The 13,475-nt window shown below is 65.2% G+C and carries 15 protein-coding genes; 9 read left to right on the top strand and 6 right to left on the bottom strand.

Annotated elements, in window-relative coordinates; translation table 11 throughout:
* Nucleotide 1: 1 nt before the first annotated feature.
* From prmA to ACSQ8Y_RS20095, 6 genes are all read right to left on the bottom strand, one after another.
* Entirely contained in the window at nucleotides 2-937 is a 936-nt protein-coding gene (gene prmA / locus ACSQ8Y_RS20120) for a 50S ribosomal protein L11 methyltransferase (protein ID WP_436268202.1), read from the bottom strand.
* The gene (accC, locus tag ACSQ8Y_RS20115) at nucleotides 934-2,292 is read right to left on the bottom strand and encodes an acetyl-CoA carboxylase biotin carboxylase subunit (protein ID WP_436268201.1); all 1,359 of its coding nucleotides are present in this window, start codon (nucleotides 2,290-2,292) and stop codon (nucleotides 934-936) included. The genes prmA and accC overlap by 4 nt, the downstream gene beginning before the upstream one ends.
* A gap of 8 nt (nucleotides 2,293-2,300) precedes the next feature.
* Nucleotides 2,301-2,765 carry an acetyl-CoA carboxylase biotin carboxyl carrier protein gene (accB, locus tag ACSQ8Y_RS20110; RefSeq protein ID WP_436268200.1) on the bottom strand — a complete coding sequence of 155 codons (465 nt, stop codon included), beginning with the start codon at nucleotides 2,763-2,765 and terminating at the stop codon, nucleotides 2,301-2,303.
* An 89-nt stretch (nucleotides 2,766-2,854) separates the two neighbouring features.
* Complete coding sequence (gene aroQ, locus ACSQ8Y_RS20105) at nucleotides 2,855-3,292, bottom strand: type II 3-dehydroquinate dehydratase (RefSeq protein ID WP_436268199.1); 438 nt, start codon at nucleotides 3,290-3,292, stop codon at nucleotides 2,855-2,857.
* An 83-nt stretch (nucleotides 3,293-3,375) separates the two neighbouring features.
* A complete protein-coding gene (locus ACSQ8Y_RS20100; protein ID WP_436268198.1) occupies nucleotides 3,376-3,936 on the bottom strand; it encodes a TlpA disulfide reductase family protein in 561 nt (186 codons plus the stop codon).
* A gap of 17 nt (nucleotides 3,937-3,953) precedes the next feature.
* The gene (locus ACSQ8Y_RS20095) at nucleotides 3,954-4,580 is read right to left on the bottom strand and encodes a hypothetical protein (RefSeq protein ID WP_436268197.1); all 627 of its coding nucleotides are present in this window, start codon (nucleotides 4,578-4,580) and stop codon (nucleotides 3,954-3,956) included.
* A 105-nt stretch (nucleotides 4,581-4,685) separates the two neighbouring features.
* Between ACSQ8Y_RS20095 and mpl the strand changes: the two genes are divergently transcribed.
* The 9 genes from mpl (at nucleotide 4,686) to corA (ending at nucleotide 13,453) form a co-directional block, all read left to right on the top strand.
* A complete protein-coding gene (gene mpl / locus ACSQ8Y_RS20090) occupies nucleotides 4,686-6,056 on the top strand; it encodes a UDP-N-acetylmuramate:L-alanyl-gamma-D-glutamyl-meso-diaminopimelate ligase (protein ID WP_436268196.1) in 1,371 nt (456 codons plus the stop codon).
* Nucleotides 6,053-6,676, top strand: a complete 624-nt coding sequence (locus ACSQ8Y_RS20085; protein ID WP_436268195.1) for a YqiA/YcfP family alpha/beta fold hydrolase — start codon at nucleotides 6,053-6,055, stop codon at nucleotides 6,674-6,676. Before mpl ends, ACSQ8Y_RS20085 begins: the two co-directional genes overlap by 4 nt.
* Nucleotides 6,673-7,263 (top strand): chorismate--pyruvate lyase family protein, encoded by a 591-nt coding sequence (locus ACSQ8Y_RS20080; RefSeq protein WP_436268194.1) that lies wholly within the window; start codon nucleotides 6,673-6,675, stop codon nucleotides 7,261-7,263. The genes ACSQ8Y_RS20085 and ACSQ8Y_RS20080 overlap by 4 nt, the downstream gene beginning before the upstream one ends.
* Before the next feature lie 3 nt (nucleotides 7,264-7,266).
* Nucleotides 7,267-9,339 carry a ribonuclease catalytic domain-containing protein gene (locus tag ACSQ8Y_RS20075; RefSeq protein ID WP_436268193.1) on the top strand — a complete coding sequence of 691 codons (2,073 nt, stop codon included), beginning with the start codon at nucleotides 7,267-7,269 and terminating at the stop codon, nucleotides 9,337-9,339.
* Between the two features lie 203 nt (nucleotides 9,340-9,542).
* Nucleotides 9,543-10,427, top strand: coding sequence for a TonB family protein (locus tag ACSQ8Y_RS20070; RefSeq protein ID WP_436268192.1), 885 nt, complete (start codon nucleotides 9,543-9,545; stop codon nucleotides 10,425-10,427).
* A gap of 4 nt (nucleotides 10,428-10,431) precedes the next feature.
* Nucleotides 10,432-11,250, top strand: a complete 819-nt coding sequence (gene aroE / locus ACSQ8Y_RS20065) for a shikimate dehydrogenase (RefSeq protein WP_436268191.1) — start codon at nucleotides 10,432-10,434, stop codon at nucleotides 11,248-11,250.
* On the top strand, nucleotides 11,247-11,969 hold the full coding sequence (mtgA, locus tag ACSQ8Y_RS20060) for a monofunctional biosynthetic peptidoglycan transglycosylase (RefSeq protein ID WP_436268190.1): 723 nt from the start codon (nucleotides 11,247-11,249) through the stop codon (nucleotides 11,967-11,969). The genes aroE and mtgA overlap by 4 nt, the downstream gene beginning before the upstream one ends.
* A 46-nt stretch (nucleotides 11,970-12,015) precedes the next feature.
* A complete protein-coding gene (locus tag ACSQ8Y_RS20055) occupies nucleotides 12,016-12,399 on the top strand; it encodes a DUF4124 domain-containing protein (protein WP_436268189.1) in 384 nt (127 codons plus the stop codon).
* A gap of 88 nt (nucleotides 12,400-12,487) precedes the next feature.
* Nucleotides 12,488-13,453: a magnesium/cobalt transporter CorA gene (corA, locus tag ACSQ8Y_RS20050; RefSeq protein WP_436268188.1), complete on the top strand. Its 966-nt coding sequence runs from the start codon at nucleotides 12,488-12,490 to the stop codon at nucleotides 13,451-13,453.
* Nucleotides 13,454-13,475: the final 22 nt, after the last annotated feature.

Here is a 13,475-nt window from a genome sequence, read left to right as displayed (position 1 = left end):
CTCAGCGTGCGGGCGGTGCGGTATCACTGCCCAGGACGCCGTGCAGCGCGACCCAGCCATCGAGCTCTGCCCAGACGCCCAGCTTGATGAAGGGCGCATACGCCGCCGCCACTTCCTCGGCCTGGCGCGCCAGCACGCCGGACAGGATCAGCGCGCCGCCGTCGGCCACGCGGCCCGACAGCATCGGCGCCATCACCTTCAACGGGCTGGACAGGATGTTGGCCACCACCACGTCGAAACGGGCCTCGGCGTGCGCCGAGACGGCGAAGGTGTCGGGCAGGAAGTACTCGATCTCGCCGACCTGGTTGCGTTCGGCGTTCGCGCGCGCCGATTCGATCGCCTGCGGGTCGATGTCGACCCCGGCCACCGCGCCCGCGCCCAGCTTCCTGGCCACCATCGCCAGGATGCCCGAGCCGCAGCCGTAGTCCAGCACCGTCTTGCCCGGCGCCGGGTGCGCCTCCAGCCACTCCATGCACAAGCGCGTGGTCGGGTGCGAACCGGTGCCGAACGCCAGGCCCGGGTCCAGCTCCAGGATCAGCGCGTCCGGATCCGGCGCCTCGTGCCAGCTCGGCACCACCCAGATGTTCTTGCCGATGTGGATGGGCTCGAACTGCGACTGGGTCAAACGCACCCAGTCCTGCTCCTCCACGCCGCGCAGCGTGAACTTCGGCACTGCGGCCAGGCTGATGGCCGCCGCCGCTTCGGCGACGATGGCCGCCTGGTCGGCGTCCTCGCCGGTCAGCGCCACGACGCGGGAATGGTCCCACGCCGCTTCTTCCGGCTCCATGCCCGGTTCGCCGAACAGCGGCTTCTCGGCGTCGGTGCCCTCATCGGCATCTTCCACCGAGACCGACAGCGCGCCCGCTTCCATCAGCGCGTCCGACAGCGCCTCGGCATGGTCGCGCGCGACCTCGATGACGATTTCTACGTAGTTCATGCGCCCGCCTTGGGCATCGCTGCCAGTTTCTGTTCCAGGTAATGGATGTTGGTGCCGCCCTCGATGAAGCGCGCGTCCACCATCAGTTCGCGGTGCAGCGGGATGTTGGTCGAAATACCCTCGACCACCATTTCCGACAGCGCGATCTGCATGCGGCGGATGGCCTGCTCGCGGGTCGCGCCGTAGGTGATGACCTTGCCTATCATCGAATCGTAGTGCGGCGGCACGTAGTAACCGGCGTAGGAATGCGAGTCGACGCGCACGCCGGGGCCGCCCGGCGCGTGCCAGGACGTGATGCGGCCCGGCGACGGCGTGAACTTGAACGGGTCCTCGGCGTTGATGCGGCACTCGATGGCGTGGCCGGCCAGCATCACGTCGCGCTGGCGGAAGCGCAGCTTCTCGCCGGCGGCGATGCGGATCTGCTCCTGCACGATGTCGATGCCGGTGATCATTTCGGTAACCGGATGCTCCACCTGCACGCGGGTGTTCATTTCAATGAAATAGAACTCGCCGTTCTCGTACAGGAACTCGAAGGTGCCGGCGCCGCGGTAGCCGATCTTGCGGCAAGCCTCGGCGCAGCGGTCGCCGATCTTCTCGATCAGCTTGCGCGGGATGCCCGGCGCCGGTGCTTCCTCGATCACCTTCTGGTGGCGGCGCTGCATGGAACAGTCGCGCTCGCCCAGCCAGACGGCGTTCTTGTGTTCGTCGGCCAGGATCTGGATCTCCACGTGGCGCGGATTCTCCAGGTATTTCTCCATGTAGACTTCCGGGTTGCCGAAGGCCGCGCCGGCTTCCGCCTTGGTCATGGCCACCGCGTTGATCAACGCCGCCTCGGTGTGCACCACGCGCATGCCGCGCCCGCCGCCGCCGCCGGCGGCCTTGATGATGACCGGGTAGCCGACCTTGCGCGCGATCTGCACGATCGCCTTCGGGTCTTCCGGCAGCGCGCCTTCCGAACCGGGCACGCAGGGCACGCCGGTACGGATCATGGCTTGCTTGGCCGAGACCTTGTCGCCCATCAGGCGGATCGACTCGGCGCGCGGGCCGATGAAGACGAAGCCGGATTTCTCGACGCGTTCGGCGAAGTTGGCATTTTCGGACAGGAAGCCGTAGCCGGGGTGGATCGCCTCGGCGTCGGTCACCTCGGCCGCACTGATGATGGCCGGCATGTTCAGGTAGCTCAGCGCGGAAGCGGCCGGGCCGATGCAGACCGACTCGTCGGCCAGCTTCACGTATTTGGCGTCCTTGTCCGCTTCGGAGTGGACCACCACCGTCTTGATGCCCATTTCACGGCAGGCGCGCTGGATGCGCAGCGCGATTTCGCCGCGATTGGCAATAAGGATTTTCTCAAACATGGCGGGGATCAGCCGATCACAAACAGCGGTTGACCGAATTCGACCGGCTGGCCGTTTTCCACCAGCACCTGGGTCACCACGCCGGACACGTCCGCGTCGATCTCATTGAGCAGCTTCATCGCTTCGATGATGCACAGGGTGTCGCCTTCCTTGATGGACTGGCCGATTTCGACGAAAGCGGCGGCGCCCGGGGCCGAGGAACGGTAGAAGGTGCCGACCATCGGCGACTTCACCACGTGGCCGGTAGGCTCAGGAGGGGCAGCTGGAACGCTGGCGACTGGGGCGGCGGCCATCGGCGCGGCATGCTGGTACTGCGGCTGCATGCCTTGCGGTTGCATCATCACAACCTGGTTTTGCGGCATGGCCGACGACTTGACGATGCGTACTTTGCTCTCGCCTTCCGTCACTTCCAGCTCTGCGATATCCGATTCAGCGACCAAGTCAATCAACGTCTTGAGCTTGCGTAGATCCATCTGAGACTCCCTGTGTAGCTTTGTTTATGATTGTGGGCGGCGGCCCCTTGTGGGGCGTGGCCGCGATAAATGCGCGCAGATCGCGTAGATTAACGTTTTTTAAGTGCAAAGTCGATGGCTAAGCGATACCCGTCGATGCCGAGCCCGCAGATCGTCCCTTGCGCGACCGCGCTGAGAAAAGAATGGTGGCGAAATTCTTCGCGTTGATAAATGTTCGAAATGTGCACTTCCACGAAGGGGATGGCCACCCCGGCCAGCGCATCGCGCAGGGCCACGCTGGTGTGCGTCAGCCCGCCCGGGTTGATGACGATCAGGTCGACGCCTTCGCCGCGCGCGGCGTGGATGCGGTCGATCAGCGCCCCCTCGTGGTTGCTTTGGAAACAAGACAGCTGTGCGCCGGCCTCTGCCGCTTGCGCCTGGGCCGCCTGTTCCACGTCCGCCAGCGTACTGGCGCCATAGACCTCGGGCTCGCGCGTCCCCAGCAAATTCAGGTTGGGGCCATTCAGTAGCAGGAGGTTTTTTGCCATGTGTTCAGACCGTTTTCAGCGAAAGTTTCGCATTTTGCCGCCAACAGCGACCCTTGGCAAGTAAAAATAATTTGTCGAAATTCTTACATACTTGCAAGATCCGCACGCAACTCGTCGAACTTCAAGCGGCCGAGATAGGTCTTTTTGACCCGGCCGTCGGCCCCGATCAGCACGGTGAACGGCAACCCGCCATGGGCGTTGCCCAGTTCGCGCGACAAGTCGGTGCCGCTCATGCCGCCCACGTACACAGGATAGGCGATTTTATGCTTTTCGGCGAATTCGGCGATATTGGAGGGACTATCGATGCCGATGCCAATGATTTGCAGTTTCTTGTCCTGGATTTCGGCCTGCAGGGCGGACAGCTCCGGCATTTCCTGCACGCAAGGGGCGCACCAGGTGGCCCAGAAGTTGACCAGCAGGCCCTTGCCGCGCCACTGCCCCAGCGACTGGTCCGCGCCCTTGACGTCCTTCAGTTGCTGCCGGAACAGGGCCGCCACCGGGGGCGGCAGGGCGGCCATGCTGGCCGCCTTGGCCGCGCTGGCCTCGGCCAGCGCCTGCTGCGCCTGCATGTCGCTGAACCAGGCACCGCCGGCGCCGCAGGCGATAGCGACTGCCGCGTATACAAAGTATTTCTTATTAAACATTATATTGATTCGTAGTATTAAATATCGTGGCTACTAGATAGTAGGAGGGCGCGCACGCCGGCGCTGTCGGCGCGGATGGCCTTGCCGTCGCTGCGCGCCTTCAGGGCGCCGCGCATGTCGTCCAGCTCGTACAGCGCCGCGTGCACGCCCTCCTTGTGCCACAGGAAGCTGACCGTCTCGACCGGATCGAAGCGCGGCCCCTTGAAGTGCGGCGTCTCCGAAATGTCGATGTTGATGTTTTTGTTCAGCAGGAAGATCTCGACTTCCTTGGCGCTGTCGGCGAACAGCTGCAGGTGGATGTCGTCGTGCGGCCCGGCGGTGCCGTTGAGCACGGCGCCGGTCAGGAAGGGGTGGTACTGCTCCAGCGCCTCCATCACCTGCAAGGCGACGGTGCGCAGCTGGAACAGCCGCGCCGGCTGCGTGGCCGCGTTGAACAGCGCGTGGTACAGGCGCACTTCCTCCTCGACCTGGCTGTTGTCGGGCAAGATGCTGGCGCCGGTGTTGCTGGCCTCGCCCAGGATCTGCCGCGCAGCCTTGCGCTTGGCCGAGCCGTAGTCGGCGCCGTCCTGCGCGATCAGGCGCGCGGCCGCCGCCGCGATCTGCGCGCGCAGCAGCTGGAGTTCGTCGTTTGGGGGCAGCGTCATGTCCGAGATCATACTCTGAACCGGAAGAGGCCACGTCTCAGGTAAAATCACCACCTTGCCCCAACGATTTCAGCGATTAACGGCTCAGGCCTGCGCACTCTCAACATGCATATTCATATATTAGGTATTTGCGGCACCTTCATGGGCGGCCTGGCCGTGCTGGCGAAGGAAGCGGGCCACCGCGTCACCGGCTGCGACGCCAATGTCTATCCGCCGATGAGCACCCAGCTCGAAGCGCAAGGCATCGAGCTGATACAGGGCTTCGGCCCGGAACAGCTCGCGCTCAATCCCGATCTGTATGTAATAGGCAACGTTGTCTCGCGCGGCAACCCGCTGGTCGAAGCCATCCTGGACCGCAGCCTGCCCTACGTGTCCGGCCCGCAATGGATGGGTGAACACATATTGCGTAACAAATGGGTGCTGGCCGTGGCCGGCACCCACGGCAAGACCACCACCTCGGCCATGCTGGCCTGGATACTGGAAGACGCCGGCTACGCGCCCGGCTTCCTGATCGGCGGCGTGCCGATGAACTTCGGCATCTCGGCCCGCCTGTCCGGAAAAGAAGCCGGTTCCGGCTTCTTCGTCATCGAAGCGGACGAGTACGACACCGCCTTCTTCGACAAGCGCAGCAAGTTCGTGCACTACCACGCGAAAACCGCCGTGCTCAACAACCTCGAGTATGACCACGCCGACATCTTCCCCGATCTGGCCGCCATCGAGACCCAATTCCACCACCTTGTGCGCACCGTGCCCGGCATCGGCCGCGTCATCGCCAACGCCGACGAGGCCGCGCTGGGGCGCGTGCTCAAACGCGGCTGCTGGAGCGAACAGGAGTCCTTCGGCGGCCAGGCCGGCGCCAATTGGGCCATGCAGGAATACGCGGACGGCAGCTTCGACGTCGTCTTCAACGGCGCGGTGGCCGGCAAGGTGCAATGGCAGCTGACCGGCAAGCACAACCGCTCGAACGCGCTGGCCGCGATCGCCGCCGCCCGCCACGTCGGCGTGCCGGTCGCGCAGGCGGCCGAGTCGCTGGCCAGATTTGAAAGCGTCAAGCGCCGCATGGAAGTGCGCGGCGTGGTGCACAACATCACCGTCTACGACGACTTCGCCCACCATCCGACCGCCATCGCCACCACGGTCGGCGGCCTGCGCCAGAAGCTGGGCGCGGCGGGGCGCATCCTGGCTGTGCTGGAGCCGCGCTCCAACACCATGAAGCTGGGGGCGATGAAGGACGCGCTGCCCGGCAGCCTGGCCGAGGCCGACCTGGTGTTCGGCTACGGCAGCGAGCAGTCGCTGGGCTGGAGCCTGGGCGCCGCGCTCGCGCCCATGGGCGAGCTCGCCAGCGCGCACGACGACATCGACGCCATGGTGCAGGCCATCACCGCCCGGGCGCAGCCGGGCGACCACATCGTTGTCATGAGCAACGGCGGCTTCGGCGGCGTGCACCAGAAATTGCTGGAGGCGCTGGCCCGATGATTTTGTATCTGCATGGCTTCCGCTCGTCGCCGCAATCGATGAAGGCGCGCCTGATGGGCGAGCGCATGGCCGCGCTGGGCCGCAGCGCCGACTACCTCTGCCCGCAATTGCCGGCCTCGCCCAGGCTGGCGATGGAACTGGCGCTGTCGCTGGTGGCGGGCGTGCCTGCCGCGCAGCTGGCCGAGGAGCTGACCGTGGTCGGCTCCTCGCTGGGCGGCTATTACGCCACCTGGCTGGCCGAGCGCCTGGGCTGCCGCGCCGTGTTGCTGAACCCGGCCATCGTGCCGCGCCAGGATTTGCAAAAACACGTCGGCGTCAGCACCGAATACCATTCGGACCGCCCCTTCGAGTTCAAGCCTGAATATATAGACGAACTGCGCGCGCTCGACGTGGCCAGGATCAGCAGGCCGGAGCGCTACTACCTGATCGCCGCCACCGGCGACGAAGTGCTGGACTACCGCGACATGGTGGAGCACTATCGGGATGCGCGCCAGCTGGTGATACAGGGCAGCGACCACGGCATCAGCGAATTTGCCGACTATATGGATGGCGTGCTGGCGTTCTGCGGCGTGCGCATCGGTGCAGGCGGCGCCGGCGCGGACGGCGGCGGTTCCCGGTGAAGGGCCGCACGCTGCGGCTCGCGCTCTGGCACAGCCACGTGAACGCCGTCAACGCGCCGCCGGCCATGCGCCACTGGCTCAGCGGCCGCGGTTCGCTGACCGGCAAGCTGAAAGCGCACAGCGGCGCCTTCCGCGTGCAGCGCCTGCACCAGAACCCCGCGCCGTGCCTGAACGACGAGGCGGCCGCCATCGGCCTGCACCGCGGCAGCCGCGTGGTGGAACGCGAGGTGCTGCTGCGGTGTGATAATACGCCTGTGGTGTTCGGCCACACGGTGGTGCCGATGTCGGCGGACGCCGGCGACTGGCCCTTGTTCAGCGCGCTGGGCGAACGCTCGCTGGGCTCGACCTTGTTCGGCGACCCGCAAGTGCGGCGCGGCGCACTGGAGTTTGCGCGCCTGCGCGCCACCCATCCGCTGTCGCTGCGCGCGCGCGCGGCCACCGGCATGCCGGACGAACAGATATTGTATGCACGGCGCTGCTTGTACCAGCGCCACAATGGATTGCTGCTGGTCACCGAGGTCTTCCTGCCCGCGGTGCTGGACCTGGTGCAAGCCACGGCAAACGCGACTTTAGAGAACAGAACATAAAAAATGAACGTATTTTTCGAAGAATCGGGCGACTTCAAGGTCGGCTCCGTCATGTCCCACGCTGGCGAGGCTTACCAGATTGAAATGGCCAGCGGCAAGCGCAACAAGGTCAAAGCCAAGGACGTGCTGCTGCAGTACGAAAAACCGGCCCCGGCCGAGCTGCTGGAGCAGGCCAAGGCGGTGGCCGCCGACATCGACCTGGAATTCCTGTGGGAAGTGGCGGGCGAAGAGGAGTTCGGCTTCGCCGAGCTGGGCGCCGAGTATTTCGGCCACGCGCCGCTGCCGCACGAGGCGGCCGGCCTGATCCTGGGCCTGCACAACGCGCCGGTCTATTTCTACAAGAAAGGCCGCGGCCGCTACAAGAAGGCGCCCGAGCAATCGCTGCGCGCCGCGCTGGCCGGCATCGAGAAGAAGAAGCAGCAGGCGCTGGTGCAAGCGCAGTACGTGGAAGAGCTGAAGGCCAACAAGCTGCCCGACAGCATGAAGTCCATGGTCCAGCAGCTGCTGTTCAAGCCGGACAAGAACACCATCGAATACAAGGCGCTGGAGGCGGCCTGCAACGAACTGCACCAGAGCCCGCAGCGCCTGATGCTGGCCGTGGGCGGCGTCGCCACGCCGAAGGACTTGCACATGTCCAAGTTCCTGTTCGAGAATTTCCCGAAAGGCGCGGGCTTCCCCGACGTGCCGGTGCCGGCCACGCCGTCCGGCCTGCCGCTGGCGGCCGTCGAAGCGTTCTCCATCGACGACGTCACCACCACCGAGATCGACGATGCCTTCTCGGTCACCCACCTGGCCGACGGCAAGGTCAAGGTCGGCATCCACATCGCCGCGCCCGGCCTGGGCATCCGCCCGGACGACGCGGTCGACAAGATGGCGCGCGCGCGCATGTCCACCGTCTATATGCCGGGCGACAAAATCACCATGTTGCCGGACGCCGTGGTCGAAGCGTTCACCCTGGCCGAAGGGAAGACCTGCCCGGCGCTGTCGCTGTACGCCACGCTGGACCCGGCCGACTGGAGCGTGGTGGCCACCGAGACGCGCGCCGAGATGGTGCCGATCGCCAACAACCTGCGCCACAACACGCTCGACGAGCTGGTCAATGAAGAAACGCTGGCCAGCGGCGCGGGCGAGTATCCGCGCAAGGCCGAGCTGGCGCTGCTGTGGCAATGGGCGCTGCAGCTCGAGGCGGGCCGCATGGTCAAGCGCGAAGGCTTCGGCCTGAAGCCGGAACAGAACAACCGCGTCGACTACAACTTCTATGTCGAGGACGACGTCGTCACCGTCACGCGCCGCAAGCGCGGCGCGCCGCTCGACAAGATCGTCGCCGAGCTGATGATCTTCGCCAACAGCACCTGGGGCAAGCTGATGCACGACCACGGCGTGCCCGGCATTTACCGCAGCCAGGGGCAGGGCGTGGGCGGCTGGGCCGCCAAGATGCAGGTGCGCATGCTCACGCACGCCGCGCCGCACCAGGGCCTGGGCGTGGACCAGTACGCGTGGAGCACCTCGCCGCTGCGCCGCTACACCGACCTGGTCAACCAGTGGCAGATCCTGGCCGTGGCCGAGAAGGGCGTGGCCGCGCCCTTCGTGGCGCCGTTCAAGCACAAGGATGCCAACCTGTTCGCCATCGTGTCCCAGTTCGACGCGGCCTACTCGGCCTATAACGACCACCAGGGCAATATGGAACGCTACTGGTGCTTGCGCTGGCTGGGCCAGCAGGAGCAGCGCCAGGTCGAAGCGGTGGTGCTCAAGGATGAAGTGTTGCGCCTGACCGACATCCCGCTGATCATCCGCATGCCCGGCATGCCGCCGGCCGCGCGCGGCGCGCAGGTCAAGCTCGACATCCTGCGCTGGGACGAAGTGGACCTCGGCATCGAAGCGCGCCTGATCGAAATCGTCACCGCCCCGGCGGCGGCCGACGCCGAAATGGACTACGAGGACGAGGAAGAAACCGTGGCCGAAGGCGAGGAAGCCGCAGCCGGCCCCGCCGTCGCCCCGGCCGACGAGCAAGCCGAAGTGGCCGAACTGGCCAGCGAAACGGTGGTCACCGAGCCCGCCCCCGAGCAGGCCTCCTGACCCCCGATTGTCGTTCCCGCGCAGGCGGGACGGTCCGCCGGTGCAGTCCATACGCCGCATGCTGCGGCCCGGACGCATGGATTCCGCTTGCCGCGGCGGGCCTGCGGTCCGGAATGACAAGGCGCCGGGCCGCCGACGACAGCCCCGCGAGCCTGCGCTTGTCGTAGAATGTGCAATCCTTTGATGTCGCCGACGGTCCCTGCGTGAAGTCTTTCCAAGAAAACCGCTTCCTGTATCTTGCAACTGGCATTTCCCTGCTGGCGCACGGCGTTTTGCTGGCGGTGAACTTTGTCGCGCCGAAGAACTTCAAGGTCGAGCCGACCGACCCCGGCCTGGAAGTGATCCTGGTGAACGCCAAGCACGACAAGGCGCCGCTGAAGGCCGAGGCGCTGGCGCAAGCCAACCTGGAAGGCGGCGGCAAGGCCGATGCCGGCCGCGCCAAGTCGCCGCTGCCGGACATGCGCAAGAACGAAACAGGCGAAAGCGTGAAAGCGACCAAGCGCCGCATCGCCGAGCTGGAGGAGACGCAGAAAAAACTGCTGACCCAGGCCGTCAAGCCCAGCCCGCTGGCCGCCGCCCCGGTGACCGAAAAAGCCAAGCCCGACCCGATGCCGACCGGCGCCGACCTGCTCGAAAGCAGCAAGGCCATCGCCCGCATGGCCGCCGAGATCACGCAAACCATCGACGACCAGAACAAGCGCCCCAAGAAAACCTTCATCACCCCGACCACGCGCGAAGTCGGCTACGCCAACTATTACAAGGAACTGCAGCGCCGCGTCGAAGAGATCGGCACGCTGAACTTCCCGCAAAAGAACGGCCGCAAGCTGTACGGCGAGCTGGTGGTGTACATCCCCATCTTCCAGGACGGCACCATCTACCAGAAGGATGGCGGCGTGCGCATCGAGAAAAGCTCCGGCAACGACGCATTGGACGCCGCCGCGCTGGCCATCGTGCGCCGCGCCGCGCCTTTCGGCCGTTTCCCGCCCAATATGCTGTCGAGCGAGCGCGACGATCTGTGGGTCATCATCACGCGTTTCAAATTCACGCGCGAAGAAAAACTGGAATCCAACCTGAGCGGAACGAATTAATTACATGGACAAGTACTGCGTCTTCGGCAACCCCATCGCCCACAGCAAATCGCCCGACATCCACGCCGCCTACGCGCAGCAGACCGGCCAGCAGCTGACCTATGAAAAGCGCCTGGCCCCGCTGGACGGCTTCGCCGCCGCCGTGCGCGGCTTCATCGCCGAAGGCGGCAAGGGCGCCAATGTCACCGTCCCCTTCAAGCTGGAGGCCCACAAGCTGTGCGGCGCGCTGACCATGCGCGCCCAGGCCGCCGGCGCCGTCAACACCTTGCTGTTTACCGAGGACGGCACCATAGGCGACAACACCGATGGCGCCGGCCTGGTCAACGACATCGTCGGCAACGCCGGCGTGGCCGTCACCGGCAAGCGCGTGCTGCTGCTGGGCGCCGGCGGCGCCGCGCGCGGCGTCGTGCTGCCGCTGCTGGAGCATCATCCCGCCCAGCTCACCATCGCCAACCGCACCGTGGCGACCGCCGACGCGCTGGTGGCGCAGTTCGCCGCGCTGTCCGGCGGCTGCGCCTTGTCCGCCTGCGGCTACACCGAGCCGCAAGGGCGCTACGACATCGTCATCAACGCCACTTCGGCCAGCCTGAGCTCGGAACTGCCGCCGGTGCCGGCCGCGGTGTTCGGCCCCGGCACCCTGGCGCTGGACATGATGTACGGCAAAGAGCCGACCGTTTTCATGCAGTTCGCGGCCGATCACGGCGCGATCGCGCGTGATGGCCTGGGCATGCTGGTAGAGCAGGCCGCCGAGGCCTTCCTGGCCTGGCGCGGCATGCGTCCGCAAACGACGGCATTACTGGCTCATCTGCGTTCAACACTATGACAAAAGCGCGCAAGCCGGCGGCGGCCGGCGGCAAGTGGCGGTGGGTCAAATGGCTCTTCATTGCGCCGGTGCTGCTGTTCATCGCCGTCCAGCTGTATTTCCTGCTGCAGATCTGGTGGTGGGTCGGCCACAATCCGGCCACCACCTCCTTCATGCGCGCCCAGCAGGCTGCGCTGCGCGAGGTCAACCCCACGGCCAACATCCAGCAGCAATGGGTGCCGTACGCGCGCATCTCCAGCAACCTGAAGCGCGCGATTATCGCCTCGGAAGATAGCAATTTCTCCGAACATGAAGGCGTGGACTGGGTGGCCTTGCAATTGGCTTATGAAAAAAACAACAGAAGGAAAAAGCTGGTCTCGGGCGGCTCCACCATCACCCAGCAGCTGGCCAAGAACCTCTTCCTGTCCGGTTCGCGCAGCTATCTGCGCAAGGGCCAGGAACTGATCATCACCTATATGCTGGAAGCGCTGATGGACAAGGAGCGCATCTTCGAGATCTACCTCAACGTGGTCGAGTTCGGCAAAGGCATCTTCGGCGCCGAAGCGGCCGCCAAGCACTATTACGGCATCAGCGCCGCCAGGCTGGGCGCGGCGCAGGCCGCCAAGCTGGCCGTCATGCTGCCCAACCCCCGTTTCTACGACAAGCACCGCGATTCCAGCTACCTCGCGCGCCGCACCGGCGTTATTTTGAGGCGCATGGGCTCGGCTGAGTTACCATAGGGCATCTATTTGTTTCGGAGGCGGCATGCTTCAGCGGCAGCGCGGTGTGAGTCTGATCCTGGTGGCGGTGCTGATGGCGGGCGTGGCCGCGTTGGCGATGGCAGCCCTGTTCTCGATGCGCTACGAGCGCAACCTGTTCGCAGAGGGCATCAACAAGTTGACCGGCAAGAGCCCGCCGGCAGCCATGCCGTCGGCTTCCGCGTTGCCGGTGTTGCCGGCCGCAGCCCCGGGCAACCAGCTGCGCCGCTGCATCATCAACGGCAAAACCGTGTTTTCCGACACCGAATGCGGCGACCGCAACGCGACCACCAAAAACGTTGTCGTGCATGAAACAAAGGGCATCGAAGCGCCCAAGGCGCCCAAGCCGGACCCGGCCGACGCCGCGCCGCAGGACCTGCGCGCGAAAATGATAGAAAAGGCCACCCGCTAGGGCAAAAAACAGCACGCAGAGGTGGCCGAATAAGGGGCTTGCGGGTACACTTGCGCTGTTTCGTTCCCACCGCCGGCTGAGAGTGCCTATGATCAATGTCTTCGTCTTACAAAATGGCCGTCTCAACCAGGTTCCCATCGAATCCCGGGGAGACCTGGAGAAGCTCGAACCGGTCTGGGTCGATCTGACCGACCCCAACGACGACGAGCGCCAGTGGGTCAAAGCCATCTACGGCGTGACCCTGCCGGGCGAAGACGAAGTAAAAGACATCGAAGCCTCGGCCCGCTACTACGAAGCGGAAAACGGCGACCTGCACCTGCGCACCGACTTCCTGCTCGAAGAGGACGACGGCCCGTCGCGCATCGTCACCGTGGCCTTCATCCTGGCCAAGAAAATGCTGTTCTCGGTCCATACCGACGACTTGCCGGTGTTCCGCCTGGTGCGCATGCGCGCCCGTTCGCGTCCCGGCTCCATCGTCGACTACATGGACGTGCTGCTCGACCTGTACGCCACCGACGCCGAATATTCGGCCGACGCGCTCGAAGGCATCTACCAGAACCTGGAAGAAGTGTCCGGCCGCGTGCTGCAGGAAGAATTCACCGACCGGGACGCGGCCGACGCGCTGAGCGCCATCGCCCACGAGGAAGACTTGAACGGCCGCATCCGCCGCAACATGATGGACACGCGGCGCGCGGTCAGCTTCCTGATGCGCGGCCGGCTGCTCAATTCCGAGCAGTTTGAAGAAGCGCGCCAGATTCTGCGCGACATCGAATCGCTGGACGGCCACACCTCTTTCCTGTTCGATAAGATCAACTTCCTGATGGACGCCACGGTCGGCTTCATCAACATCAACCAGAACAAGATCATCAAGATCTTCTCGGTGGCCAGCGTCGCCTTCCTGCCGCCGACCCTGATCGCCAGCGTCTACGGCATGAACTTCGACAACATCCCTGAGCTGAAATGGGCCCTGGGCTACCCCTGGGCCTGGGCGCTGATGATCACCAGCGCCATCGCCCCCTTCCTCTACTTCCGCCACCGCGGCTGGCTGAAATAATCTCAAAAACGCAGAAGGCAAA

This window comes from Pseudoduganella sp. LjRoot289 (assembly GCF_964252925.1).
Lineage (GTDB): Bacteria > Pseudomonadota > Gammaproteobacteria > Burkholderiales > Burkholderiaceae_D > Rugamonas.
This window is presented reverse-complemented; position numbering and strand designations above follow the sequence as displayed.

Bases quoted from the DNA above. Each gene is read 5' to 3' on its own strand.
- prmA (WP_436268202.1), bottom strand. From the start codon at position 937: ATGAACTACGTAGAAATCGTCATCGAGGTCGCGCGCGACCATGCCGAG.
- accC (WP_436268201.1), bottom strand. From the start codon at position 2,292: ATGTTTGAGAAAATCCTTATTGCCAATCGCGGCGAAATCGCGCTGCGC.
- accB (WP_436268200.1), bottom strand. From the start codon at position 2,765: ATGGATCTACGCAAGCTCAAGACGTTGATTGACTTGGTCGCTGAATCG.
- aroQ (WP_436268199.1), bottom strand. From the start codon at position 3,292: ATGGCAAAAAACCTCCTGCTACTGAATGGCCCCAACCTGAATTTGCTG.
- ACSQ8Y_RS20100 (WP_436268198.1), bottom strand. From the start codon at position 3,936: ATGTTTAATAAGAAATACTTTGTATACGCGGCAGTCGCTATCGCCTGC.
- ACSQ8Y_RS20095 (WP_436268197.1), bottom strand. From the start codon at position 4,580: ATGACGCTGCCCCCAAACGACGAACTCCAGCTGCTGCGCGCGCAGATC.
- mpl (WP_436268196.1), top strand. From the start codon at position 4,686: ATGCATATTCATATATTAGGTATTTGCGGCACCTTCATGGGCGGCCTG.
- ACSQ8Y_RS20085 (WP_436268195.1), top strand. From the start codon at position 6,053: ATGATTTTGTATCTGCATGGCTTCCGCTCGTCGCCGCAATCGATGAAG.
- ACSQ8Y_RS20075 (WP_436268193.1), top strand. From the start codon at position 7,267: ATGAACGTATTTTTCGAAGAATCGGGCGACTTCAAGGTCGGCTCCGTC.
- aroE (WP_436268191.1), top strand. From the start codon at position 10,432: ATGGACAAGTACTGCGTCTTCGGCAACCCCATCGCCCACAGCAAATCG.
- mtgA (WP_436268190.1), top strand. From the start codon at position 11,247: ATGACAAAAGCGCGCAAGCCGGCGGCGGCCGGCGGCAAGTGGCGGTGG.
- corA (WP_436268188.1), top strand. From the start codon at position 12,488: ATGATCAATGTCTTCGTCTTACAAAATGGCCGTCTCAACCAGGTTCCC.